At 65.5% G+C, this 26087-nt stretch carries 23 protein-coding genes; 5 read left to right on the top strand and 18 right to left on the bottom strand.

Annotation, left to right across the window (positions count from 1 at the left end):
- Positions 1–159: 159 nt before the first annotated feature.
- Complete coding sequence (gene dusA / locus ACQR03_RS24710) at positions 160–1179, top strand: tRNA dihydrouridine(20/20a) synthase DusA (RefSeq protein WP_434841981.1); 1020 nt, start codon at positions 160–162, stop codon at positions 1177–1179.
- Between the two features lie 78 nt (positions 1180–1257).
- On the opposite strand, the gene ACQR03_RS24715 is transcribed toward dusA, so the two are convergent.
- The 6 genes from ACQR03_RS24715 to ACQR03_RS24740 all read right to left on the bottom strand — a co-directional run bounded on the left by ACQR03_RS24715 (position 1258) and on the right by ACQR03_RS24740 (position 8870).
- A complete protein-coding gene (locus ACQR03_RS24715) occupies positions 1258–1794 on the bottom strand; it encodes a TIGR02281 family clan AA aspartic protease (RefSeq protein WP_315717625.1) in 537 nt (178 codons plus the stop codon).
- Positions 1795–1822: 28 nt separating this feature from the next.
- Positions 1823–2020: a DUF1289 domain-containing protein gene (locus ACQR03_RS24720; protein WP_316184352.1), complete on the bottom strand. Its 198-nt coding sequence runs from the start codon at positions 2018–2020 to the stop codon at positions 1823–1825.
- A gap of 47 nt (positions 2021–2067) precedes the next feature.
- On the bottom strand, positions 2068–3663 hold the full coding sequence (locus tag ACQR03_RS24725; protein ID WP_315717627.1) for a sensor histidine kinase: 1596 nt from the start codon (positions 3661–3663) through the stop codon (positions 2068–2070).
- Between the two features lie 137 nt (positions 3664–3800).
- Positions 3801–5231: a PepSY domain-containing protein gene (locus ACQR03_RS24730; RefSeq protein ID WP_434841980.1), complete on the bottom strand. Its 1431-nt coding sequence runs from the start codon at positions 5229–5231 to the stop codon at positions 3801–3803.
- A gap of 7 nt (positions 5232–5238) precedes the next feature.
- Positions 5239–7638 (bottom strand): TonB-dependent receptor domain-containing protein, encoded by a 2400-nt coding sequence (locus ACQR03_RS24735; protein ID WP_434841979.1) that lies wholly within the window; start codon positions 7636–7638, stop codon positions 5239–5241.
- Between the two features lie 362 nt (positions 7639–8000).
- Complete coding sequence (locus ACQR03_RS24740) at positions 8001–8870, bottom strand: NAD(P)-dependent oxidoreductase (RefSeq protein ID WP_315717630.1); 870 nt, start codon at positions 8868–8870, stop codon at positions 8001–8003.
- Between the two features lie 261 nt (positions 8871–9131).
- Between ACQR03_RS24740 and ACQR03_RS24745 the strand changes: the two genes are divergently transcribed.
- The 4 genes from ACQR03_RS24745 (at position 9132) to ACQR03_RS24760 (ending at position 13383) form a co-directional block, all read left to right on the top strand.
- Positions 9132–9578, top strand: coding sequence for a VOC family protein (locus ACQR03_RS24745; RefSeq protein ID WP_315827817.1), 447 nt, complete (start codon positions 9132–9134; stop codon positions 9576–9578).
- A 132-nt stretch (positions 9579–9710) separates the two neighbouring features.
- Positions 9711–10841, top strand: coding sequence for an Mrp/NBP35 family ATP-binding protein (locus ACQR03_RS24750; RefSeq protein WP_316164999.1), 1131 nt, complete (start codon positions 9711–9713; stop codon positions 10839–10841).
- Positions 10842–11021: 180 nt separating this feature from the next.
- Positions 11022–12116 (top strand): TRAP transporter substrate-binding protein, encoded by a 1095-nt coding sequence (locus ACQR03_RS24755; protein WP_316165001.1) that lies wholly within the window; start codon positions 11022–11024, stop codon positions 12114–12116.
- Between the two features lie 178 nt (positions 12117–12294).
- Positions 12295–13383 (top strand): TRAP transporter substrate-binding protein, encoded by a 1089-nt coding sequence (locus ACQR03_RS24760; RefSeq protein ID WP_315752568.1) that lies wholly within the window; start codon positions 12295–12297, stop codon positions 13381–13383.
- Between the two features lie 98 nt (positions 13384–13481).
- Here the strand turns inward: ACQR03_RS24760 and ACQR03_RS24765 are convergent, their stop codons facing one another.
- From ACQR03_RS24765 to ACQR03_RS24820, 12 genes are all read right to left on the bottom strand, one after another.
- Positions 13482–15158, bottom strand: coding sequence for a TRAP transporter large permease (locus ACQR03_RS24765; RefSeq protein ID WP_315752569.1), 1677 nt, complete (start codon positions 15156–15158; stop codon positions 13482–13484).
- Positions 15159–15181: 23 nt separating this feature from the next.
- A complete protein-coding gene (locus ACQR03_RS24770; RefSeq protein WP_315752570.1) occupies positions 15182–15763 on the bottom strand; it encodes a TRAP transporter small permease subunit in 582 nt (193 codons plus the stop codon).
- A gap of 317 nt (positions 15764–16080) precedes the next feature.
- Entirely contained in the window at positions 16081–16971 is an 891-nt protein-coding gene (locus ACQR03_RS24775) for a cation diffusion facilitator family transporter (RefSeq protein ID WP_434841978.1), read from the bottom strand.
- A 237-nt stretch (positions 16972–17208) separates the two neighbouring features.
- Complete coding sequence (locus ACQR03_RS24780; protein WP_315717640.1) at positions 17209–17481, bottom strand: hypothetical protein; 273 nt, start codon at positions 17479–17481, stop codon at positions 17209–17211.
- Between the two features lie 292 nt (positions 17482–17773).
- Positions 17774–20035 carry a DUF2235 domain-containing protein gene (locus ACQR03_RS24785; RefSeq protein WP_316195191.1) on the bottom strand — a complete coding sequence of 754 codons (2262 nt, stop codon included), beginning with the start codon at positions 20033–20035 and terminating at the stop codon, positions 17774–17776.
- A gap of 219 nt (positions 20036–20254) precedes the next feature.
- Positions 20255–20641, bottom strand: a complete 387-nt coding sequence (locus ACQR03_RS24790; RefSeq protein WP_316165007.1) for a nuclear transport factor 2 family protein — start codon at positions 20639–20641, stop codon at positions 20255–20257.
- 227 nt (positions 20642–20868) lie between these two features.
- On the bottom strand, positions 20869–21546 hold the full coding sequence (locus tag ACQR03_RS24795; RefSeq protein WP_316193705.1) for a spermidine synthase: 678 nt from the start codon (positions 21544–21546) through the stop codon (positions 20869–20871).
- A gap of 137 nt (positions 21547–21683) precedes the next feature.
- Positions 21684–22505: a DUF2182 domain-containing protein gene (locus ACQR03_RS24800; RefSeq protein ID WP_434841977.1), complete on the bottom strand. Its 822-nt coding sequence runs from the start codon at positions 22503–22505 to the stop codon at positions 21684–21686.
- Between the two features lie 36 nt (positions 22506–22541).
- A complete protein-coding gene (locus ACQR03_RS24805) occupies positions 22542–23174 on the bottom strand; it encodes a DUF1326 domain-containing protein (protein WP_316184340.1) in 633 nt (210 codons plus the stop codon).
- 232 nt (positions 23175–23406) lie between these two features.
- Positions 23407–24438: a GTP 3',8-cyclase MoaA gene (gene moaA / locus ACQR03_RS24810; protein ID WP_434841976.1), complete on the bottom strand. Its 1032-nt coding sequence runs from the start codon at positions 24436–24438 to the stop codon at positions 23407–23409.
- A gap of 185 nt (positions 24439–24623) precedes the next feature.
- On the bottom strand, positions 24624–25016 hold the full coding sequence (locus ACQR03_RS24815) for a hypothetical protein (protein WP_315717649.1): 393 nt from the start codon (positions 25014–25016) through the stop codon (positions 24624–24626).
- A gap of 266 nt (positions 25017–25282) precedes the next feature.
- Positions 25283–25969: an HAD family hydrolase gene (locus ACQR03_RS24820; RefSeq protein WP_315717650.1), complete on the bottom strand. Its 687-nt coding sequence runs from the start codon at positions 25967–25969 to the stop codon at positions 25283–25285.
- Between the last annotated feature and the right edge of the window lie 118 nt (positions 25970–26087).

The following is a 26087-nucleotide window of genomic DNA, read 5'->3' on the forward strand; positions in this document are numbered from 1 at the left end:
GACCAGACGCAGCCGCGATCTGCGGAACGTTGTGGTTGAATTCGGTAAACCATCGATCCTCTCCGATCCGGCATTGTTGTGCTGCGCACGAAAAACGGGTCGAAATCGGTGGAAACCGGTGTAAATGCGCGGTGATCGGGTGGCTCTGGTACACTTCCAATGGCTGATGTCTCGAATAAAACAGTGGAATCAACGGCTTGGCGCTTCTCCGTCGCGCCGATGATGGATTGGACCGACCGGCATTGCCGGGTGTTCCATCGGCTGCTGTCGCGCCGGGCGCTGCTCTATACCGAGATGGTCACGACCGGTGCCGTGATACATGGCGACCGCCAGCGGCTGCTCGGCTTCGATCGAAGCGAGCATCCGGTGGCGCTGCAGCTCGGCGGCTCCGATCCCGGCGATCTCGCGACGTCAGCCAAGATCGGCGAGGAGTTCGGCTACGATGAGATCAATCTCAATGTCGGCTGCCCGTCGGACCGGGTGAAGGACGGCCGCTTCGGGGCCTGTTTGATGGCCGAGCCTGCGCTCGTCGCCGCCTGCGTCGCCGCGATGAAGCACGCCGTTCGCATTCCCGTCACGGTGAAGTGCCGCATCGGCATCGACGATCAGGATCCGGAAATCGCACTCGATATGCTGGCGGACGCGGTCGTCGACAGCGGCGCAGACGCGCTGATCGTGCACGCGCGCAAGGCGTGGCTGGACGGCTTGTCGCCGAAGGAGAACCGTGACGTCCCGCCGCTCGACTACGACAGGGTGTACCGGCTGAAGGCGAGGCTGCCGCACGTGCCCGTCATCATCAATGGTGGCATCGGCAGCATCGAAGCTGCGCAAGGTCATCTCGCGCATGTCGATGGCGTGATGCTCGGGCGAGCGGCCTATCAGGAGCCATGGCGGCTGCTCGATGTCGATCCCGTCCTGTTCGGCGAGGTCGCGCCGCATCGAACCATGAAGGGCGTATTGGCGGCGTTCGAGCCGTACATCGCGCGCCAGCTCGGGCAGGGCACGCGGCTGCACGCGATCACGCGGCATCTCGTCGGCGCCTATCACGCGGTGCCCGGCGCACGCGCGTTCCGCCGCCATCTCGCCGAGCGCGGCGTCAAGCCGGGCGCCGGCATCGAGGTGCTGCGCGAGGCGGTCGCGATGGTCGAGGAGCGCCCTGCGGTTGCTGCGCTGGCCTGAGCGGCTCAGGCCAGCGGCGGCAGTTCGACCACGGCCTGTCGCGCGACCGGATTGCAGGCTGCCACGAGGCTCAGCCCCTCAGCTGCGATCGGGAAAGCCGTGCAGCATCAGCCGGTCGGAGCGCACTTCCCAGCGCTCCAGCCGGTCGAGGAAGCTCATGCCGAGCAGGTTGGTCTTCATCTGGCCGTGCGGCACCACCAGCGCCGGAACCGAGCGTTCCACCAGTTTGCCGATCGCGAGCCGGTCCAAGGTCAATCGCGCCGCCTTGGTGTGGCCGCCAGCGGTCTCGACGTCGACGTCGTAGGCGAGCAGTTCGAGCGGCAGGCCTGCGGCCTTGGCGGTCTCGTAGGTCAGAACCACCGATGTGGCGCCGGTGTCGACCACCATCGGCGCGGTGACGCCGTTGATCTTGGCGCGCAACGCGAACTCGCCGCCTCTGGTGCGCTCGATCTCGACCGCGTTGGTCGGAGGACTCGCCTTGGCCCTGAGCGCGCGGCTGCGCAGAACCTCCGACACTGTGTCGCTCGCGAGCGCCGCCTGCTCGGGATCCTTGTAGACGATCACGGCGCCCGCGGTGAGCACCATGGTGACGAAAACGAGCACGACCTTGTTCATGCCGCGCCTCCCGTCGGCACGGAGGCGCTCAGCCGCGCCGACGCGCCAGCGCGGGCAGACCGGCGTCGTGCATGCGGGACGGCAGCCCGTCCATCAGCGCCAGCCGCTCGTCGGTCGACATGCGGCCCCAGCGGGCGATCTCCGGCAGCGTGCGTCCGCAGCCGAAGCAGAGTTTCGTCTTGGGGTCGATCATGCAGACGGCGATGCAGGGCGTATCCTGGCTCATGGCGCGAGTTTGAAAGGTTCTGACACTGTCGTGCAAGTGCAATCATCTCACAGTCCCGTTCCGGCATTCATGATCGGCTTGCGCACCCGGCGCTTCTCCTGAGCGGGGGCGATCGCATGCTCCGGCTGCAATGGCGGTGCCTCGTCCGACAGCGGAGCGAGCGCCGACATCACCCGCTCCGGCGGGAAGGTGACGATCACCTCGGTGCCGATGCGGACCTTCGATTTCAGCGTGAACGTGCCACCATGCATCTCGATCAGATTCTTGGCGATGGGCAAGCCTAATCCCGCGCCCTGTTCGGCCGACTTGATCGAGTTGGAGCCCTGGCCGAACGACGCGAGCACGATCGGAATCTCGTTCTCGGGGATGCCCGAGCCGGTGTCCTTGACGCTGAGATATTGTCCGCCCGAGGCCGTCCAGCCAGCCTTCAGCCAGATGTCGCCACCCTGCGGCGTGAACTTGATGGCGTTGGAGAGCAGGTTGAGCACGACCTGGCGGATCGCGCGCTCGTCGGCCCACAGCCGCGGCATCTTCTGCTCGAACACCTCGTGAATGGTGATGCCGCGGCTCGTTGCGCGCAGCTTCAGCAGATGGTGGCAGTCGGCGATCACGTGCACCAGCGCCACGGCTTCCTCGTTCAGCTCGTAGCGGCCGGCCTCGATGCGCGAGAGATCGAGGATCTCGTTGATGAGGTTGAGCAGGTGGACGCCCGAATTGTGGATGTCGGCCGAATATTCCTTGTAGACCGGCACCGCATGGACGCCGAAGATCTCGCTCTTCATCACCTCGGAAAAGCCGAGGATGGCGTTCAGCGGCGTCCGCAGCTCATGGCTCATCTGCGCAAGGAAGCGCGACTTGGCGACGTTGGCGGCCTCCGCGCGGTAGCGTGCCTCGTCGGAGATCGCCTTGGCCTGCTCGAGTTCGCCGATCAAGGCGTCCTTCTCGGCGCGCGCTTCGAGCGTGGCCAGCGTCGTCGCATGCAGCTGATGGGCGAGCAGCACGAAGTAGCCTTCGGCGGCGACGGCGAACCCGGCGAGCAGGTAGTTGTCGAACGTGCCCGACAGCGCGAGGCTGAGGGTGATGGCGACCGTCATCGGTGCGGTGACGGCGACGGCGGCGACGGGCAGGTTGGCGGCGAGCATGCTCGAGACCGCGATCACCAGCAGCATCAGGAACATCATCAGCGTGCCCGACACCGCCGCGAGCGCCGGATGGATCAGGATCGCCATCCAGCAAACGCCGTAGAGCAGGTCGAGCAGCACGAAGCGCGTGCGCCAGCGCCGCGTCGCCGCCAGCGACGGCTGGTCGGCGAGGAAGTTCGAGCAGTTGCGCACGATCGCGGCATGAATGCAGAGCACGCCGAGCGTCCATGCGCCAGCCGCGATCGTATGCAGCCAGACGCTGAGCATCAGGCCGGTTGCGACCACCAGTAGCACGACGATGTAGGAGGCGGAGATGCGGGTCTGTGCGTATTGGCGCAGCAGCTCGCGATCGAAGGCCGGACGTGTTCCCGACGTCGACGTTAACCGGTCGCGCGCCTCGCGCACCCGCTGCTGCGCGGCCCGGCGCTGGCTTGCTGGTGCAAGCGCCGGCGGATCTGCCGGAAGCTCGACGACCTCAGGCTTTTCAGCGGGTTTACTCATCAAACAACACAAATCCTGCCCGCGAGGTACGGGCTGCTTTCTGCATTGTCTATAACTGGGCCCAAATCCTTAAGACGGATTATAGACAACGAAAAATTTGCGTTAACCGCGCGTTAAATTAACGATTGTGGCGAGGCTCAGCGGAGCTGCATTCGCAGGCGGCGCCAGCCGATCACCACGCCCGTGATGCTGAAGACGAGGCCGATCGCGCAGAGGCCGACGATGAGAACCGTGCGCAGCGCCGCATGGGCGAGCAGGGCCGGAAAGTCGAGCGTGTGCAGCGCCTGATAGAGCCACCGATAGGCGCGTCGGGACGGATCGAGCTTCTCGAGCACCGCGCCGGAGGCGGCGTCGACATGATACCAGGTGTCGCCGCAGATCACGCGATGGACCGGTGCGCCCGGCACATCGGAGACGAACGGATAGTCGTCGCCCGGCTCGACTTCGGTCGAGCGCGCGCAATCGCCGCGCAGGCGCGACACCGCGGTATTGACGTCGGCCGGCTGCAGGAAACGGCCGACGATGCGTGCTGATGCGCCGTCCAGCACCGAAATCTGCTGCTGGCTCGGCGCGCGCCGGATGCGCTGATAGAGGCGGCCGCCGAAGGCGAACCACTCGATCTCGCGGACCTCGCCATGCACCGCCACGAGCGCCGCCGTCGCCAGGCCGGTCCAATCCGGTGCGCCGACGAGAATGGCTTGCTCGGACGGCGTCAGATGGCCGGTCGCAAACAGCCTGCCATGGTCCATCGACAGCCAGCCGCTGACCATCCAGGTCAGCACGAACTGCATGCAGATCAGGCCGGCCCAATGATGCCAGAGGTGCCAGCCGTGGTAGCGCGAGCACAGCCGCGCCTTCCGATATCTCAGCCGCATCGGGCCGAGCAGCGCGCCGCTCACGGCGGCGATGACCGCCGCGAGCGACAGCCACCACACGACGGCGTTCCAGGCCGCCCAGTCCTTGCGCAGGACGGTCGGATAGATCCAATGGACGACGCTGCCGACGTAGTTCCAGGCGCGTTCGGACCGTGTCGTGTCGAGCACGACCTCGCCGGTGATCGAGGACACGTAGAGTTCGGTGCCATTGGGATCGTTGAGCACGATCCGGTGCAGCGGACGATGCACGTCGAAACGGTTCGGCACCGTCCATTGGTCGTAGTGCTCCAGTGAGGCGATGGTGGCGCCATCGGCCTCGAGCCCGCGCCGCCGGGCTGCCGTGCGCGCGATCGACAGCACGAGGTCGGGGGCGCTCACATCGGCCGCGGCCAGCGTGTCTGCACGAATGGCCGCGCTGCGGCCGGCGGCCGAGATGACATAGACCGGACCATCCACGCGCTGCATCAGCCGGATGCGGTCGGGATGATCGATGCCACCTGCGACGAGGGCCTCCGCGGGACCGTGCAGCGACAGGGCGGTGTCGAGCACGGGCAGCGCGGCGAAGCGCTCGCTCTCGGTCTGCGCCGGGAACGGCACGTAGTGCATCACGATCCCGGTCGCGAACCACAGCACGAACAGCGGACCCAGCGGGATGCTCAGCCAGCGGTGCGTGAGGATCAGCGCCCGGATCATGCGGCCATCAGAACTTGAACGAGGCTTCGACCTCGTAGGTGCGGGGCGCGCCGAGGAAGATCTGGTCGGGATAGAACGGATCGCTCCAGGCCGCATAACGTTTGTCGGCAACGTTGCGGACGCGGAAGGCGAGCCGCGTGCTGGTCGCGGTGGCGAACAGCGGCACCCTCGGCAGGTCGACGAACGCGAACAGATCGGCGGTGGTGTAGGCGAGCAGTTTCACCGTGTTGGCATCGGTGCTCCAGCGATCGCCTACGTGGCGCACGGAGAAACCAAGCTCGACCGGCCACCAGCCGGGATTGAGGAAGCGGTAGGAGCCGCCGCCATTGACGATGACGGCGGGAATGTTGGGCGGCGTGTTGCCCGAGAACGAGCCGCCGCCGGCGAGATCATAATCGGCATAGCGGGCGCGGACATAGGTGACGTTGCCCCAGAGCCTGCTCTCCGGCGTCGGCCGCACGGCGGCTGCGACTTCGATGCCCTGAGATTTCACCTTGCCGGCCAGGTTGAGCTGCTGGCCGGCCTGGGCGCTGTAGACGTTGTTGCGTTCGATGTCGAAGGCCGAGAAGGTCCACTCCGCGCGGCCGTTCCACGCGAGCTGCTTGACGCCGGTCTCATAGCTGCGGGTGTCCGAGAGCGTGAGGTTCTGGGTCGGACTCAGCAGGAAGATGCTGTCAGCGGAGATGTCGGTGGCGGTCGCATATTGGCTGTAGAAGGTGGTGCCCGGGAGCACTTCCCAGGTGTAGCCGATGCGGCCGGTGACCGGCTGCCAGCTCTTGGAATAGGGGAAGCCGCTCTTCACGACGCCGTTCTTGTCGATCGAGTTGCGGTCGAGCGAGAGCGGGTTGTAGCGCAGGCCGCCGACCAGGGCGAACGTGTCGGTCAGCTTCAGCCGGTCCTCGAGGTTGAGCGCGACGCTGTCGATGGTGGCTGTCTGCAGTTGCGTCGTCAGGCTGCCAAACACGCCTCGGTCGAACCCGACCAGCGGCACGGTGTCGTGAAAGAAGTTCGCGGCACCCGGCCGCGTGAAGTCGGTGTGGGAGCTCTCGACCGAGCCAACCAGCCGGTTCGCCAGGCCGAAGATGCTGCCGTTCCACGTAACGTCGGTGATGTTGCCGACGATGTTGTGGTTGTGGTGGACGAAGAACCGCTCGCGATCGACGGTGTTGGTGGTCGCGTTGAACGCCGAGACCTCGTTGTTGTACCAGTCGCGGCTGGCGTTGTAGTTGTAGACTTGGCTCCGCAGCCTGACGTCGTTGCTCAGGTCCCATTCGAACCCGCTGCGGACCCACGATTCCTTGATCGTCTTGTGGCCGTCGACCACGTTGTAGTTGGTCGACAGCGTGCGGCCGTCGATCGTGACGGCGCCGAGATCGGTGCCGTTGTAGGCCGACACCTTGGTGCCTGAGACGATGCCGCTGGTCGCGTTGGCGCCGCTGAAGGTGACCGGCACCAGCGGCGTGCCTTCGTAGGGCTTGGCCTTGTAGTCCTTGAACTCGGCGGCAAAGAAGGTCTTGAAGCTGTCGGACAGCCGGTAGTCGAGCTGGCCTGAGACATGGATATTCTTGAACTCGGTGTCGTCGATGAAGCCGACCTCCCTGGTCCGGCTGATGTCGAAGCGATAGTCCAGGCCCTTGACGGTCGTGCTGCCGCCCGAGCCGAAGCCACTGCGGAACGTGCCGCGCTGGTCGAAGCCGACGAAGGCTTCGCTCTCGATCGGGCCGGTGTGCGGGGCCTTGGTCACGAAATTGACGGTGCCGCCGACCGCGCCCTGGCCCGAGATCAGCGAGGAGGGGCCCTTGAGAAACTCGATGCGGTCGAGGTTGAACGTCTCCATCGTCAGCGCGGTGAAGCCGGTCGGGCCGATGTTGATGCCGTTGTAGAGCACGTTGACCTGGTTGCCCTGGAAGCCGCGCATCGCGAAGCCGACATCGTTCGGGGCATCACCCGCGCTGACGCCGGTGGCGCCTTTCACCGCGTCGACGGTCGTGTGGTAGCCCTGCTCACGCAGCGTCTCGGCGCCGACCATCTCGATCGATGCCGGCAGCTCGCCTACGGTGAGGCCGAGCCGGCTCCCGCTCGCGGGCGTCGCATTGCTGTTGAGCGGCGTGGTGGCCGCCGTGTTGGACGAAGGCCGCGTCGGCGCTGCTGCGGGCGTGGGCGCGGCCATGCGCCGGGACGCCGGAGGTGTGGTCCGACGGGCGGCTTGGGTCGAGGAGGGCGCGCGGCCGGCCGCCGGGCGCTGCCGCGGCGAATCGACCGTCACGTCCGGCAGCAGGGTGTCTGCGGCGGCCTGCCTCCCGTCCGGAGGGGAGGTCTGTTGGGCATAAGCCGCCGGCACCGCCGACCAGCCTGCCACCAGCAGCCCCGCAAGCGATATCGAACCCCAGACGTCGCGCACGCTCATTCCGCTCCCCATCGCAGCAGCCGGCTTCCCGGCCATCTGCGCCCCCAGCCAACGTTCATGATCACCACGACGAGAGTTAGCCCAGCCCAACGGATATGTAATGTTATAACATTACATATCCATCTTTCTCTGAGTGGGTGTCTCGATCGGGCAACACATGCGAACGATTAGCGATTGCAAGGGGTATCAGCGAGTCGCAGATGGCGCAATGGCGCCCGTCCGCGGCGGACGTATCCCGCCGCGTGTCTGCGGCAATACATGGGGGAAGGCAGATGAGCCGGGGCCTGCCAAGGTCCCGGATCGGAAATCTGCCGCCGCAGCACACGCGCAGCGGCAGATCGATCAGTCGGAGAGCGGCGGGATCACTTCTCCAGCCGGGCCAGCAGGCTCGACGTGTCCCAGCGCTTGCCGCCGAGCTTCTCGACCTCGGAATAGAACTGGTCGACCAGCGCGGTCACCGGCAGATGGGCGCCGTTGCGGCGCGCTTCGCTGAGGCAGATCGACAGGTCCTTGCGCATCCATTCCACCGCAAAACCAAAGTCGTATTTGCCGTCGTTCATGGTCTTGTAGCGGTTCTCCATCTGCCAGGACTGGGCGGCGCCCTTGGAGATGGTCTCGATGACAGCGGGAACGTCGAGGCCGGACTTCTTCGCGAAATGGATACCCTCGGACAGGCCCTGCACGAGGCCGGCGATGCAGATCTGGTTGACCATCTTGGTCAGCTGGCCGCTGCCGGCCGGTCCCAGCAGCTTGCACATCCGGGCATAGGCCGCGATCACCGGCTCGGCGCCGGCATAGGCGTCGGCGGTGCCGCCGCACATCACCGTCAGCACGCCGTTCTCGGCGCCGGCCTGGCCGCCGGACACTGGCGCGTCGATGAATTTGAAGCCGGCCTTGGTGGCTGCGGCGTCGAGCTCACGTGCCACTTCAGCCGAGGCGGTGGTGTGGTCGACGAACGTCGCGCCCTTCGCCATGCCGGCAAATGCGCCGTCCGGGCCGATCGTGACCGCGCGCAGGTCGTTGTCGTTGCCGACGCAGCACATCACGAAGTCCTGGCCTTCCGCGGCCTGCTTCGGCGTGGGGGCTGCCTTGCCGCCGAACTTGTCGGCCCATTCCTTCGCCTTGGCCGCGGTACGGTTGTAGACCGTGACCTCGTGACCGCCCTTCTTCACGAGATGTCCTGCCATGGGGAAACCCATGACGCCGAGACCGATGAAAGCGACTTTAGCCATATGAGCTACCTTGACCTTGGGGTTCTGCCGACAGCCTTGAGAGGGCCGGGCTGTTCTTGAAAGGAACACATCAGCATCCGGCGCGGGTCGCGGCGGTGCTGGACGCCGCACCATAACGGCTTGAGAGGCGGGGGCAACGGCTTCGTGACGGATGCGAAAGCGGCGCCGCGTGCTAAAGAGGCATCATCATGACGGCTTGCAAAGCCGTCATCGCGCAACGAAATCCAGTCAACCAACGAACCAGCCAGGGGAGTGTCTCGCATGGGCGTCAGCGTCGGCGTGCTCGATCATTTCAACATCCGGACCCGCAACCTCGCCGAGACGGTCCGCTTCTATGAAGACGTGCTCGGGCTGGAGAACGGCGCCCGGCCGAACTTCGCCTTTCCTGGCGCCTGGATGTACAGCGAGGGCCGCCCGGTGGTGCACCTGGTCGACATCTCGCCGACCTCAGAGGCACAGAAGCCGGACTCCGGCGTCGTCCACCACGTCGCCTTCGTCAGCCGCGGCTTCGCCGGCATGAAGGCGCGGCTCGCCGCCAAGGGCATGCCGTTCGAGGCGCGGCAGGTGCCGGGCGGGGAGCTGTGGCAGATCTTCGTGCGCGACCCCAACGGCGTGATGATCGAGCTCAATTACGAGGCAGCGAAGGAGCGGGCCGAGGATGCGCCGGTCGAGACCGCCTCCGACATCGGAACCATGGTGGCGTTTTGAGCCGGTCGGCCTTATGAAGCAGCGCAACGCAGGGCCGGAGCGGTACCGTCGCAGACGACGGAAGATCATGTCCGGCCAACGGGATAGGGCGCGACGATGTGGCGCGTTCTGAACTTCTTCAGGAGACGCGCCGTGAGCGTGACGCAGCAGCAGGTTATCGAGGCACTCAAGCGGGTCCGCTCGCCACGTGGCGTGGCGCTGCCGGACGCCGGCGTGCTGTCGCCGATCACGGCCAATGACGGCAAGGTGTTCTTCTCGATCAATGTCGAGGCCAGCGAGGCCCGCGCCTGGGAAGACACCCGCGCGAAAGCCGAAGCCGCCGTGCGCGCCATACCCGGCGTGACCATGGCGATGATCGCGCTGACCGCGGAGCGCAAGGCGGGCGCTGCCGCCCCGCCGCCGCGACAGGGCGGCGTGCAGCCGGTCGCGGCGCATCGTCCGCATCAGCACCAGCATCCGGCGGACTCGCCGATGTCCCGGCAGGCCGCGATCCCGGGTATCGCGGCCGTCATCGCGGTGGCCTCGGGCAAGGGCGGTGTCGGCAAGTCGACCACCGCGATCAATCTCGCGCTGGGCTTGCGCGATCTCGGCCTCAAGGTCGGGCTGCTCGACGCCGACATCTACGGCCCGTCGGTGCCGCGGCTGACCGGGCTGCAGGAAAAGCCCAAGCTCACCGACGACAAGAAGATGATTCCGCTGTCGCGGTTCGGCCTGTCGATCATGTCCATCGGCTTTCTCGTCGACGAGGACAGCCCGATGATCTGGCGCGGCCCGATGGTGATGTCGGCGATCAACCAGATGCTGCGCGACGTCGCGTGGGGAACGCTCGACGTGCTCGTCGTCGACATGCCGCCGGGCACCGGCGACGCCCAGCTGACCCTGGCGCAGAACGTGCCGCTGAAGGGCGCCGTGATCGTGTCGACGCCGCAGGACCTGTCGCTGATCGACGCCCGCCGCGGGCTTGCGATGTTCCGCAAGGTCAACGTGCCCGTGCTCGGCATCATCGAGAACATGAGCTACTTCCAGTGCCCGGAATGCGGCACCCGGTCCGACATCTTCGGCCATGGCGGCGCGCGCCACGAGGCCGAGCGGCTCGGCGTGCCGTTCCTTGGTGAAATCCCGCTGCACATGGACATCCGCTCGACGTCGGACGCCGGCAACCCGGTGGTCGAGAGCGAGCCGAAGGGTCCGCATGCCGCGATCTACCGGGCCATCGCCGCGTCGGTGCGGGATCAGCTCAAGGACGCGATCGCCGCTGCTTGATGCACTGCAGCGAAGCGTGTGCGACTATTGGACCGTTTGTCATTCCAACGTCGCGTTTTCGCTTAACCGGTTCCGTGCTAAAGCCCGGCCCGGATCGCCTTCGACCGTGTGCGGCCAATCGCATCGGCGGATAAATGATTTTTCAACGGGAAAACGCCCCCAACAAGGAGATGCCTTAATATGAAGCGTCGTGATTTTCTGAAGGTCTCGGCCGCCGGTGCCGCCGCGTCGGCAGCGGTGGCCTCGCCTGCGATCGCGCAGTCGATGCCCGAGATCAAATGGCGGTTGACCTCCAGCTTCCCGAAGTCGCTCGACACGATCTATGGCGGCGCCGAATATATGGCGAAGCAGGTTGCCGAGATGACCGACAACAAGTTCCAGATCCAGGTCTTCCAGGCTGGTGAGCTGGTGCCGGGCCTGCAGGCGCTCGACGCGACCTCCAAGAACACCGTCGAGATGTGCCATACGGTGTCGTATTATTACGTCGGCAAGGACCCGACCTTCGCGATCTTCGCCTCGGTGCCGTTCGGCCTGAACGCCCGGCAGCAGAACTCCTGGCTATATCAGGGCGGCGGCAACGAGCTCGCCAACGAGTTCTTCAAGAAGGCCGCCAACGTCATTGGCTTCCCCTGCGGCAACACCGGCACCCAGATGGGCGGCTGGTTCCGCAAGGAGATCAAGACCGTCGCCGACCTTTCGGGCTTGAAGTTCCGCATCGGTGGCATCGCCGGCCAGGTGCTGCAGAAGCTCGGCGTCGTGCCGCAGCAGCTCGCGGGCGGCGACATCTACCCGTCGCTCGAGAAGGGCACCATCGACGCCGCCGAGTGGGTCGGTCCGTATGACGACGAGAAGCTCGGCTTCCAGAAGGTGGCGAAGTACTACTACTACCCGGGCTTCTGGGAGGGCGGTCCGACCGTCCACGCCTTCGCCAATCTCGACAAGTGGAACGAGCTGCCGAAGCACTATCAGTCGATCCTCGCCAACGCGACGGTCAATGCCAACACCTGGATGGCCGCGCGCTACGACCAGGTGAACCCGGCGGCGCTGAAGCGCCTGGTCGCCGGCGGCACGCAGCTGCGGCCGTTCACCAACGAGGTGCTCGAGGCCTGCCTCAAGGCGACCAACGAGTTGTGGGGCGAGATCTCGGCCAAGAACGCCGACTTCAAGAAGGTCATCGACGCGATGCAGGCCTACCGCTCGGATGAATATCTGTGGTGGCAGGTTGCCGAGTATACCTACGACAGCTTCATGATCCGCTCGCGTACCCGCGGCTGATCGCAAACTTCAGATCGGCGGATCGACGTCAGCCCGGCCTCGCGAGAGGCCGGGCTTTTGCGTTGCGACAACGTTTCGCAATGGCACTCCGACGCACTTTGATCCACACTGGAACTGAAGCCTCACAAAGAAGGCTGCTCAGGAAACGAACACAATGACCCCCAGGGAGGGAAGAACTATGAAGCGGAGAGACTTCATCAAGGTGACCGGGCTTGGCGCCGCTGGCGCGGCCGCGATCGCAGCGCCGGCCATCGCACAATCGATGCCGGAGCTGAAATGGCGCATGCCGACGAGCTGGCCGAAATCGCTCGACACCTTGTATGGCGGCGCCGAGATCATGGCCAAGGTGGTCGGTGAGGCCACCGACAACAAATTCCAGATCCAGCCCTTCGCCGCCGGCGAAATCGTGCCCGGCCTGCAGGTCCTCGACGCCGTGCAGAACGGCACCGTCGAAATCGGCCACACTGCGTCGTACTACTATTTCGGCAAGGACCCGACGTTCACCTTCGGCTCGTCGGTCCCGTTCGGGCCGAACATGCGCATCAACCAGGCCTGGTACATGCTCGGCGGAGGACGTGAGATCCTCAACGAGTTCTACGCGAAGTACAATGTCGTCTCGCTGCTTGCCGGCAACACCGGTTGCCAGATGGGCGGCTGGTTCCGCAAGGAGCTCACCGGCGTCAACGATCTCAAGGGGCTGAAATTCCGCGTCGGGGGCTTTGCCGGCCGCGTGCTGCAGAAGCTCGGCGCGGTGCCGCAGCAGATCGCCGGCGGCGACATCTATCCGGCGTTGGAGAAGGGCACGATCGATGCGGCCGAGTGGGTCGGACCCTACGACGACGAGAAGCTCGGCTTCGTCAAGGTCGCGCCCCACTACTACTATCCGGGCTGGTGGGAGGGCGGACCGATACTGCTTTCCTTCGTCAACCAGGATCGTTGGAATGCGCTGCCCAAGAACTATCAGAAGATCCTCGAGCATGCCGGCCATTATGCCAACAACTGGATGATGGCGAAGTACGACCAGAGCAATCCGGCGGCGCTGCGCCGGCTGCTCGCCGCCGGTGCCAAGCTGCATGCGTTCTCGCCGGAGATCATGCAGGCCTGCCTGAAGGCTGCCCGCGAGCTGCACAACGAGGTCGCGGCCACCAACCCCGACTTCAAGAAGACCTATGAGTCGCTGTCGGCCTTCGCCGGCAATGGCTACTCCTGGTTCCAGGTCGCCGAGATCGGCTACGACGCCTTCATGGCGCGCAATCCGCTGAGCTGAGACCGGCGCCGTATCGCGTCAGGAGCCAGCGACAAAACAAAACCCCGGCGCGTTGCGCCGGGGTTTTTCGTGGGCGGAGCGATCGCGCGTCGCGGCCATCACTGCTTCGGCGGTCCGACATCGATCTGAGGCGGGCCGAAATCGAGCGGCGGCGCGTCGATCTGCGGGATCTCGATCTTGATCGAGTTCGGATCAACGGTGGAGAGCGAGCCCTTGTAGTGCATGACCATCGAGGGGAACAGGATCACCAGCATCACCATGATCAACTGGATCACCACGAACGGCACCGCGCCCCAGTAGATCTGTCCCGTGGTCACCGGCTCCATCCTCTTGCCGGTGACACGGTCGAGATAGGACTCCTTCGGTGCCACTGATCGCAAATAGAACAAGGCAAAGCCGAACGGCGGATGCATGAACGAGGTCTGCATGTTGACGCCGAGGATGACGCCGAACCAGATCAGGTCGATGCCGAGCTTTTCGGCCGCGGGTCCGAGCAGCGGGATGATGATGAAGGCGAGCTCGAAGAAGTCGAGGAAGAACGCCAGCACGAACACGAAGGCGTTGACGAAGATCAGGAAGCCGACCTGACCGCCGGGCAGCGAAGTCAGCAGGTGCTCGACCCAGACATGGCCGTTGACGCCGTAGAAGGTCAGCGAGAACACGCGCGCGCCGACCAGGATGAAGACCACGAAGGCCGACAGCTTGGCGGTGGACTCCACGGCCTGCCGGACCAGGTCGAAGCTCAGTCGCCGCTTGATCGCACCAAGGATGATCGCGCCGGCGGCGCCCATCGCGCCGCCTTCCGTCGGCGTCGCGAGCCCGATGAAGATCGTACCGAGCACCAGGAAGATCAGGAACAGCGGCGGCACCATCACGAAGGTGGTCTGCTGCGCCATGCGGGACAGGAAGCGGTATCCGGTGGTGCGCTCCAGCACCCAGTTCACGACGGCGACGGCGAAGGCGAACACGATGCCGTAGAACATGCTCAGCACGACGAAGTCGGCGCCGTGATATTCCGAGCCGCGCATCATGAACCAGCCGAACACACAGCTCGCCAGAAACAGCACGCCCAGCGATTTCAGGCCGCGGTCGCCTGAGTCCTCCCGAAAGCCGATCGCATCGGCCGGCAGGCCGGGGGCCGATTTCGGGAAGATCATGCTGGTGAGGAAGGCATAGGCTGCATAGATCGCCGACAGCACGAGGCCAGGGATGAAGGCGCCTTCGTACATGTCGCCGACGGACTTGCCGAGCTGGTCGGCCATGACGATCAGGACCAGCGACGGCGGGATGATCTGCGCAAGCGTGCCGGAGGCGGCGATGATGCCCGAGGCAAGCCGGCGGTCGTAGCCGTAGCGCAGCATGATCGGCAGAGAGATCAGGCCCATCGAGATCACCGAGGCGGCGACCACGCCGGTGGTGGCCGCGAGCAGCGCGCCGACGAACACGACCGCATAAGCGAGGCCGCCGCGGATGGTGCCGAACAGCTGTCCGATGGTGTCGAGCAGATCCTCGGCCATGCCGGATCGTTCCAGCACCAGGCCCATGAAGGTGAAGAACGGAATCGCCAGCAGCGTGTCGTTGTTCATCACGCCGTAGACGCGTTCCGGTAGCGCCTGCAGGAAGTCCGGCCGGAATTCGCCGAGCCCGATGCCGACGAGGGCGTAGAACAGGCCGACGGCGCCGAGCGAGAACGCTGCCGGATAGCCGAGCAGCAGCATCACGACCAGCGACCCGAACATGATCGGCGCCATATTGGCGATCAGAAACGCTTCCATTGGATGATCCCCCAGCCCGCCGCTTACTTCTTCTCGATCGCTTCGACGAGGTGCTCGACCTCGGCCTCGATGCCGTGGGGCTTCGAAGCGTGGGGATCCGGGATCAGCCCGCGCATGACCGCGATGCGCTTGATCAGCTCGGACACGCCCTGCGCCAGCAGGAAGGCGAAGCCGAGCATGATGAGGGACTTCGCCGGCCATTGCGGCAGGCCGCCAGCGTTGCTCGATTGCTCGTTGATCTCGATGGAGCGCAGGAAGAAGGGCACGCTGGTGATGATCATCACGATGCAGAGCGGGATGAGGAAGAGCACGTGACCGACGACGTCGATGGTGTCACGCAGCCATTTGGGCATCATGGCGTTGACGATGTCGATGCGGATGTGCTCGTTGTCGAGCAGGGTCCAGGGGGAGCACAGCAGGAAGACGGCTGAGAACAGCACCCATTGCAGCTCGAGCCAGGAATTCGACGAGGTGTCGAGCGTCTTGCGGACGATGGCGTTGATCGTCGAGATGATGACGGCGAGCAGGATCAGCCACGCCAGCCGCTTGCCGGTCCAGGTCGTGAACGCATCGATCCCACGGCTCAATTTCAGCAACGCTTGCAACGCAATCCTCCCCCAAATGTCTTGCGACGTCCCATGGCCCGTTCTGGCTGCGCAGCACATGGCGCAACGGCCTATCCGGCCCGGCAGGCTCAAAAACGGGGGCACCATTTCAGCGCCTCGTGTTGCCGTCAATCGGAAAAATGGGCAAAAATGAGCGTTGCCGCAACATGTTGCAGCAGTGGCGACGCCGCGCCACAGCTGTCGCAGGTCGCCGGGGCCTGGCGATCGCCGGCCGGCGAATGAAGGTCAACGGGCCGAGCGTGAGGGCGGGGGACTCTCGGGTGCGGCCGACGGACCACGTCCGGTGCGCAGCGGTCTTACAGCACCACCACGCCGGAATGCTTGGCCTTGTTTTCGGGTTCGACGTGGATGGTGATCCAGCTGTGCTCGTCGTCCTCGCGCAAGGCTGCCTCGATCCGGTCGCAGATTTCGTGCGCCTGGTTGACCGACATCTCGCCAGGCACCACGAGGTGGAACTCGATGAAGGTCAGCTTGCCGGCATGGCGGGTCCGGACATCATGCGCCTCCAGCGCGCCGCCGGCATGCTGACTGATGATCAGGCGAATGCGCGCCAGCGTGGCGTCCGGGACCGCTTCATCCATCAGCCCGCTGGTGGATTCCTTCAGCACCTGCCATCCCGACCACAGGATGTTCACGGCGACCAGCACGGCCAGTGCCGGATCGAGGATCGGCAGCTGCAACATCACCGCGAGGCCGAGGCCGACCACGACGCCGCCCGAGGACACGACGTCCGTCAGCAGGTGCCGGCCGTCTGCCACCAGCGCCGGCGACCGCAACCGCTTGCCCCGCGTGATCAACAGCCAGCACCAGACCGCATTGATCGCGCTCGCCAGCGCATTCACCGCGAGCCCCTCGACGGGTGCGGAAAACGCCCGCGGATCGAAGAAATTCCCGTAGGCCTCATGGATGATGAGCAGCGCCGCCACGACGATCATGACGCCCTCGATCACCGCGCTGAAATACTCGACCTTGTGGTGACCGAACGGATGGTTGGCATCCGCGGGCTTGGCGGCGATGCGCACCGCGACGAGCGCGACCACGGCGGTGACGACGTTGACGATGCTCTCGACGGCATCGGAGTAGAGCGCGACCGAGCCGGTGATCCAATAGGCGAGATACTTCAGGTCGAGCACGATCGTTCCGACCACGAGGCTGCCGATGGCGAGCTTGAGCGATTGCGAGGCCATGATGTCCTGATCCGATCCCGCGCTGGGGTACCCAACGCTGCGGCGGAACGCAACCAGGGTGGACGCGGTTCGGTGTCGGGAAGGGACTGATAACCCCGGTTTTCTGTGGCCGCCGCGACTGCGTCTATCGGCGGCGCGGCCCCGATCGAAAACTGATCTGTGGACAACAGAAAGTCGCGCCCACGGACATGGGCGCGACCGTGTCGCGGCAAACGCCGATCGCAATGACGCCGCCGACTACTTCTCTTTGATGACCGTGGTGGTGCTGGTCGAGCTGCCGACCGTGCCTTCGTCCTCACAGACCTTGGTCTGGCGGATGCGGTCCTCGGCTTCCACGCGGCTGGTGAACGCCATCGGTCCGATTTGCGTGACGACCTCGCGGTCGGCGGGGCGCGTGGTGGTGATGGTGCAGCGATGGCTCGGTCCCTGCACGATGTAGTATTCGTCAGCGAGCACTGGCGCGACCGATCCGATGATCACTGCGCCGGCAAGAAGAAGGGGTGCTTTCATCGTCGCCTCTCTTTTCAAGAACAGCCAAAAGGGGAGCGGGATTGATGAGGAGTTTTCTGCCTCGTCGTTCGATGCTCCGTGTTTGCAACTCGGCCGGCTGGTCGCAGTTCCGGCGGTTCAAGCGGAGCCTGTATTGACGCGGTGCAGTGTCGGCAGCGATGGACGCGAGATCTCGTCAGGGCGCAGCCACACGCGCGCGGTGGCGCGCTTGCCACGGCCCCAAGCGGTCGCGCCGCGGTTGGCAGGCGAACCGCCGATCATGACCTCGTCTCCGCCTGGTGGCGTCGGCGGTTCAGAGCAGCCTGACGGTCACCTTCGCCTTGCCGGTGTTGTTCGGATAGAATGCATCGTACACCCAGGGCAGCCCGATCACCGCGTCATTGACATAGAGGAACAGCTCACCGCCGCGCTCGGCCTTGAAGCGCGCTTTGTAGGCTTGAGGTGTCGTGTTGGGGGCGGGAACGGGGTCGAGGAAATATTCGTCGACGCCGGTCTCGCCGACCCTGGCGATCAGCCGATACCAGGGACGGAAGAGAACGCGGCGCAGCAGGATGCCTGCGCGGAACGTCCAGCGGGCGTAGCCCCGGACCGTCGAGGTGCGATAGCCCGCGGGGGTGACCGGACGCCCGGCATCCTCCCACGGGTCGGTCATGGTGACGACGATCTCGTAGGAGAAGCCGGGACGGACGCTCAACCCGGTGGGAGCGCAAACCGCATCGGTCGAGAAATCCCTGGCATCCTGCGGAATGCCTTTGTCGACTGCGACGAGCTCGCGGGCAGGGGTGCCATGGCAAAAGGCGCCCATCGAATCCGCGGCGTTGAACAGGAAATGGCTGATCAGCGTGGCTGCGAGCCAGACGGTGCCGATAGCGAGCAAGAACGGGCCGACATGCCGCTTGCCGTTCCTGATGGCAAACTGATAGGCGCGATTGGTCCGGAGCGCGTAGATGGCCCGATGCAGCGGGCCGGACGGCATCGGGGGCGATGCCCGTTCGCGCCAGATCACGCGCATCCGGTCGCCGATGCGGTCGCTGAGGAATGTCCCGAGCGCGGTCAGCATGACAAGGATGATGATCCCGCCGGCGAACCATTCGGGGTTGGCGGCGTACCAGTCCGTCCACCAGTGCAGCGATGTCGGCAGGAACGATTCGATCAGCCTGACTGCTTCGGAGACCATCCTGATGCGCGAGTCGTATTCGTGCGTGCGATCGAGGTCGTGGAACAGCCAGAAGGCCGCGAGGTGCAGCGAGGCCGCCAGGGTTGCGAAATAGGCGAGGCGCCTGAACCACACCAGATTCCACAGCTTCTCCTGGGCCGCGAACCGGGCGGCCGCGCCGGCCGGCGTTTCGAACGTGGTCGGCCCGAGCGGCGTCAGCGTGCCGTCGTAGTGGACGATCATGTAGTTGTCGGGCAGCCCGATGGGCGCATAGGCATTGCAGCCGCTGTCGATGCGGTCGAAGACGCTTTCGTGAATCTTCGGCATCGACACCTGGACGCCCGCCGCCGGGTCGTTGCAGAGCTCCGACACCTTGCGCGGGCCGTATCGATAATAGGACCCGAGCCCGGAGCGCGAGTTGTAGAGGCGTCCGTCCTTGTCCTGCGATGTGACGATCGACTTGATCGCATCCGGATCGGCCTCGGGCTCGGTCTTGAAGATCAAGCCCCGTTTGACGGCCTCGCCGACGAGCCAGGTCAGGGGGACGTAGGAGACGGAATCGTCCGGATAGCCGCCGCCGACATTGGCGTGCATGCCGACGAACCAGACCTGCACCAGCCTCTCGTCATCGATCGTCCTGGCATCCTGCGGCTTGGTCTCGCCCGCCTCGGTCCAGAGCACCGGGTGGAAGGTCGTCCTCTCGTCGTCGAGCGCGAGCGCGTGGCGCGCGCATGTCACCCGCGGACTGAGCACGCGATTGGGAAGCTCGAGCGGCCACACCCAGTTGGAGATGCCCCGCGTCATCTCGTCGATCGGTAGCCCATAGGCTGCGACGGTGTCCCACAGCCCGATGAACTCGATCGCCGGGAGGCTTTTTCGCTCGATGAGGTCGAGAGATTTACGGCCCATGATGCGGTCGATCACCGGCACCAGCACATGATCGCGAATCCAGCGGAGCGGCACTTCGATCCGCCAGATCGAATGGTACCCCTTGGCGCGATAGGCGCGATAGGCCTTCACGGCGCCGTCGTGCAGCTCAGCCTCGGTGTCGGCAACGATCAGCCCCTGATCGAGCATCAGCGCGGCGAGCACCCGCACGGTGAACGCGCCGCGGCTGAAGCCGAACAGATAGATCTTCGAGCCGTTCGCGTGGTCGTAGTTGCGGCAGACGAACTTATAGGCATCCAGGATGTTGCGCTTGAGGCCGAAGCCGAACGCGCCGCCGAGCAGGGCGAGCGGAACGAACGACGATGTGCCGACGCCGTCGTCATACTTGGCCGCCTGGGCGTTGCCCTGCAGGTCGAGCGCCTGGAACATGCGCCAGACGTTGGTTCGCCACACGCTCGAGGCGGCGTTGCCGGTCCCGTCGGACAGGATGATGATCTTGGGACTCGCCATGCAAAGGACCCCGCTCGACATTGAGAGCCGAGGAGCGGAAGGGTAAACTGAAGGAGAGAGAAATCAACCTGAGATGGTGTGAGGCTTTCGGCGGCGTGGCCGGAGGATGCGGAGGGCGCCGCTGCAGCGACGCGGCGACTCGAGGACGAGAAATGCACTGTCCTGCTACCGAAATGCCGCCGTCACCGAAATGCGGTTGCCGTGGCCGTTCGTCGCCCTTCAGGCCGAGTTGATGCGCTCGACGAGATGCGCGCGCGAGGGCGCTGGGTCGAAGCGATCGCCGAAATATTGGGTCTCGTGCGCTACTCCGCCGTCCCGGAATTCCATGACGCTCACCACGTAAGACGGCACGCCATCATAGGTCAGGACCAGTTCGGTCACCCACAGATCGCCGCTCCCGATGATTCGGCGCACTGCGAAGCGCTTCCTGCTGGGCTGCACGAAGCGGCTCTCCTGAATGTTGCGCCGGCCCTGGATGCGTTCGCCCGATTGCGGATAATCCAGCACGGCATCGTCGCGATAGATGTCGTGCTCGGCTTCGAAATCATTCACGTCCGATGCATCCCAATGGTGCTGCAAGGCAGCGCGCTTCGCTCTGTCATCCATGGCAATTCTCCCATTCAGGGGCGCGCCCTCATTGCATAGCGTGCCCCTGGCCACTACGGTCTACAAGCCGGAGAATGGAGCATCCCTCGTCGCCGCCGACGCATCATAGGACGAGGTCCGACGCGTCACTACGCTGATCCAAACGGGCGTGGAGAATATCAGCGCTGGTAGTACAGCCGGTGGAGAAAGTTCTCAGGACAGAGAGCTCCGCGCGCGACGAGGCGCAATCACGCCGGCCGCGTCGCGATCCAGATCACGTGACGGGAGCCGCCGCCGCGGCCGGTGGCGCGGATGTTGATCTCCTCGGCGGCGAAGCCGGCCTTGCGCAGGCGCGGGGCAAAGCGATCGTCGGGGTGGGACGACCACACCGCCAGAACGCCGCCGGGGCGCAGGGCGGTGAAGGCGGTGCGCAAACCCGAGGGGTCATACAGCGCGTCGTTGGATTGCCGCGTCAGTCCCTGCGGACCGTTGTCGACATCGAGCAGGATCGCATCATAGGTGCCGCGCCCTGCGGCGATCAGCTTCACGACGTCGCCCTCGTGGATGTCGACGCGCGGATCGGAAAGGCTTGCGCCGGACAATTCGGCCATCGGCCCGCGCGCCCAGGCGATCACCGCCGGCACCAGCTCGGCGACGGTGACACGGGCCTGCGGACCCAGCACCGTCAGTGCCGCCCGCAAGGTGAAGCCCATGCCGAGGCCGCCGATCAGCAGCCTCGGAGCCGGCTCGGCCTTGATGCGGGCGCAGCTCAGGGTCGCCAGCGCCTCCTCGGATCCGTGCAGCCGGCTGTTCATCAGCTCGTTCGAACCGAGCTTGATCGAAAACTCCTTGCCGCGCTGCATCAGCCGCAGCGGTTCACCGCCGCCGGGCACGTCTGCGGTGTCGATCAGCTTCCAGGGAATCACGGGCGTCTCGCGTCAGTTCGGTTGCGGCATTCCACGCGACGGAGTCGCCACGCTGGAGCCTGCTTACCATGTTGCCCGCATCCCATGCCAAGGGGTAGCCGCCACTCTCGCGACGACCTGCATCGCGTCGTTGCGCGTCATTGCGGTAGGGACACCAGCATCCAGGCGCCCGCGGCACTGCAAGCAATGCCGGCCGCGCGCGCGACCCATCGTCCGACCGGAGTCAGTTTCTCAAACAGCACGAGCAGGGTCAGAATGGCAATCCACATCACGCTCATCACCCCGCCGACGAACAGCAGCGCCATCAGAGCCCAGCAGCAGCCCACGCAATAGCCGCCGTGTCGAAGCCCCAGCAGCACGCAGCCCTGCAGGTCGCCGCGAAAGCCGCCGTGACGCATCAGGAACAGAAGCGGCGACTGGCATTGGGCAAGGCAGGCGCTCTTCAGCGGCGTCCACTGATAGATGCCTGCCGCGATCAGCACGATGGCGCCGAGCAGATGGTTGTCGATCGCCATCCGCGAACCCAGCAGCGCAGTCCGCTCCACACCCCATTGCAGGCCGGTCGCCACGAGCGAAAAGCCGCTCCAGGCGAGCAGATAGCCGGCCGCAAACCAGCCGGTCGCAGCGAACGGCTGGCCCTGCGCTCGGCCCTGCCGACCCACGCGGGCGTACATCAGGATCATGGGCGCGGCCGAAGGCGCCATCATCCCGACCATCATCACCGCCCACATCAGGAACACATAGGCGAACTCGATCGCGCGCCACGGCTCGCCGGCCGGCAACATGATTCCGATGCCGGCCGGGATCATGCGGAAGCCGGTCATGTCCATGCCGCCCATGTCCATGTCGTTGGCAAGCCAGAGAACATAGGCCCACGACAGGGCGACCATGATCGCGATCGCGCCGCCGACGATCCAGCGATCGCGCCGCAGCACGGCTTCCAGGGCGCTGCCGGTCATCTGCAAGGCGGGTTGCCGGCCTTGCGCCACGTCGAATTAGGCCTGGTTGGACCAACTGATCGACGCGTACAGGCCGTTCTTGCCGGAATTGTCCCAACGCATGCCGTGATCGTTGTAGGTGTTGCCCGCCGCGCCGACGGCGAGCGCCATCCTGTCCGGGCTGACGGGATGGCCGATGTTTACCCACATCTCTCCGCTCGGGTGCATGGTCGGCAGCGGATCGACGGACATGTGCAGAATGTCGGCGATGTCGGCGGACCGCGTCTTGCCGTCGATCCGGAAGGTGATGGCGACTTTGCGCACGCCGAGATTGGTGCTGATCAGCGGCGTGAACGCAGCCATCGGGCCGCCGGCAGCTCCGGTGAAGATCGCGGCCATCGCCTCCGTCTGCGGATCGTCGGCGCGCTGATCGACATAGGCGGCGATCGACCAGTCTCCATCCGCCATCACGCCGGGCGCATGCAGCATCACCGCCGCGTTGAGGCCATCGAGCGCGACATCGCCATAGCGGCCGGTTTCGATGTGGAACAGCAATGGTACGTTGCAGAACCCCTCGGTCGGTTGCGCGGTCAGGGGAGGGGCGGCCGACATGAGGCACGGACACAGCAGGCTGCAGCTGCAATTCTCGAAATAGTCACCGGACAGGTGCCATGCGACTGGGTCTGCCATCGCTGTCTCCCGCTAGGCCGAACCGACAAATTGCTTTCGAATGCGCGATCTGCAGCTGAAAGCTACGCCGCATGGGGACGTGCCGCAAGCCGATAAATGATCAGTCTCCGCGTCGTGACTGCGCCTCGGGCCGATCCGCTCATACGGTATGCGTGATCGTCGGCTGAATGGCCGGCCAACAGGCCGGCTCCGATTGCGATTGATCGCAGGGCCCGATGGTTATGGACTCCGACTACCCGCCCGTCACGCTCATGTGCCGGCTGACGCTCGGACGGTTGTGGCGGCGGTCGATGATGAAGTCGTGGCCCTTCGGCTTGAGGCCGATAGCGCGGTCGATCGCGGCGCTGAGATCCTCGTCGCTGGCCGAGGCACGCAGCGGCTTGCGCAGGTCGGAGGCGTCCTCGTGGCCGAGGCAGGTGTGCAGGGTGCCGGTGCAGGTGACGCGGACGCGATTGCAGCTCTCGCAGAAATTATGCGTCATCGGCGTGATGAAGCCGATCGTGCCGCCGGTCTCGGCGACGCGGACGTAGCGGGCCGGGCCGCCGGTGGTCTCGTCGAGGTCGGTCATGGTGTAGGTCTGCGCCAGACGCGCGCGCAGCAGCGACAACGGCAGATACTGGTCGATGCGGCCCTCGCCGATCTCGCCCATCGGCATCACCTCGATCAAGGTCAACGCCATGCCCTTGCCGTGCGCCCAGTCGATCAGCGAGGGGATCTCGTCCTCGTTCATGTTCTTCAGCGCGACGGCGTTGATCTTCACGGCGAGACCTGCGGCGCGCGCCGCCTCGATGCCGGCCAGCACGCGCTCGAGATCGCCCCAGCGGGTGATGGCGCGGAACTTGTCCGGGTCGAGCGTGTCGAGCGAGACGTTGATGCGACGGACGCCGCAATCGGCGAGCTCGGTGGCATATTTGGCGAGCTGCGTCGCGTTGGTCGTCATCGTCAGCTCGTTGAGCGCGCCGCTCTTCAGATGTCGCGACAGCGAGCGGACCAGGCCCATCACGTTGCGCCGGACCAGCGGCTCCCCGCCGGTGAGCCTGAGCTTCTTGACGCCCTTGTGGATGAACGCCGAGCACAGCCGGTCGAGCTCTTCGAGCGTCAGCAGGTCGGCCTTCGGCAGGAAGGTCATGTCCTCGGACATGCAATAGAAGCAGCGCAAGTCGCAGCGGTCGGTCACCGAGACGCGCAGATAGCTGATGCGGCGACCGAACGGGTCGGTCATTGGGCGCGTCAGGGCGGTGTCACTCAACGTCTCTGCGGTCATGGAAAGCCTTGGCTGGTGGCGGCCCAGGTGGCGGCGATGCCACGCGGCGGCCGCGCAAGCGCGGCCGGATGTCGGTCTCACGACAATCTAGTCATGATCGCCGCGCCCCACAATCATCGACGTGGATCTGTCGATGCTGCAATGCAGCTTCGCCTTGGCAAGCGGACGCGCGGGACGACGGTCCGCTATTGGCGTCCCGGCGCGGGGGCGGGGAAGGCGGACCCGGTGGCCGCCGGTGCGTCCGGCGCAGCGGCGGACTTCTGCGGCTTCGGCTTCTTCGGCCGCATGCGCTTGACGGCCTTCGGCGGCGCGCCGGGCATCGGCTGCAGCTCGGCGACGACCGGGCTCGGGTCCATCACCACCGGCGGCGAGGTGTTGAAATCGCCGGAGTTGCGGATCACCTGCACCGGGATGGTCGCGGGCTGGTACTTGTCCATCGTGAAGGTGACGCTGAAGCCCGCATCGGGCGCCGGCACCGAGACGGTGCACGGCGTCTTGCAGCCCGGTCCGAGCGAGGTCTTGGCGTCGGCGCCCGGCGGCACGGAGTCGAGCTGCACCGGAACCTCGGGCGCTGCCATCTTGAAGCTGTCCATGGAGAAGGACGAGCAACCGGCCAAGCCGGCTCCCGCAACCGCAATTGCGATGACACGCCGCATCATGATGTCCGCCCCACAACCCTGCGGCCATCGGCCGCAATCCCAGGGCGACCATAGGAGCGTCAGAACAGCGGCGCAACTGCGGTCAACCCTATTCTCAACAGAACGTTAACGCACCGCAAGGTGCGGATTCAGGTCGACAGGGCAGTGGGTTAGGGTGCGATGCGACAGTGGAATCGCAAGTTGGCTCAGGCGATCCTGAGCGATGGGCTGAGGGCCGCGACGGCGGCTGGCAGCTCGCGCATGTGGTCGATCAGGTGGTCCGGATTGAGCTCCGCGATCGGTACGTCGGTATAGCCGAAGGTGCAGCCGATCACCGGCACGCCGGCGCGGCGGGCGGCGCCGACGTCGGTGCCGGCATCGCCGACCATGATCGCGGCCCCGACCTCGCCGCCGGCCTGCGCGATGGTCTGGCGCAGGATCGCCGGATCCGGCTTGGCGACCCCGAACGTGTCGGCACCGCAGATCGCGGCGAAGCGGGAGGACAGGCCGAGCTGGTCGAGCAGCCGCTTCGACAGCCATTCCAGCTTGTTGGTGCACACCGCGAACTGGCAGCCGCGGCCGGCAAGCTCGTCGAGCGCCGCCTCCAGCCCCTCGAAGGGGCGCGATTCGATGGCGATGTTCTCAGCGTAGAAATCGATGAAATCGGTGGTGAGGCGGCCGATGTCATCGGTGCTGGCGAAGCGACCCTCCGCCTCCAGACCGCGCTCGATCAGCTTGCGGGCGCCGTGGCCGATCATCTTGCGGGCCGAGGCCAGCGGCACCGGCCGCAGACCCTCGCGCTGCAGGACGTGATTGAGCGCGCTGATGAGATCCGGCGCCGTGTCGACCAGGGTGCCGTCGAGATCGAAGACGATGGTGCTGGAGATGGGCATCGGTATCCGCTAGCGGCCGGCTCATGTCCTTGCAAGAGGCCCGCAATGGCATTTTGTCCGATTTCGTGGCCGGCGAGAGCTAGGCCCCGCGTCAAAACATCGCTAGATATGCGCCGGC

Origin of the sequence: Bradyrhizobium sp. HKCCYLS3070, from assembly GCF_051167575.1 — a bacterium.
GTDB lineage: Bacteria > Pseudomonadota > Alphaproteobacteria > Rhizobiales > Xanthobacteraceae > Bradyrhizobium.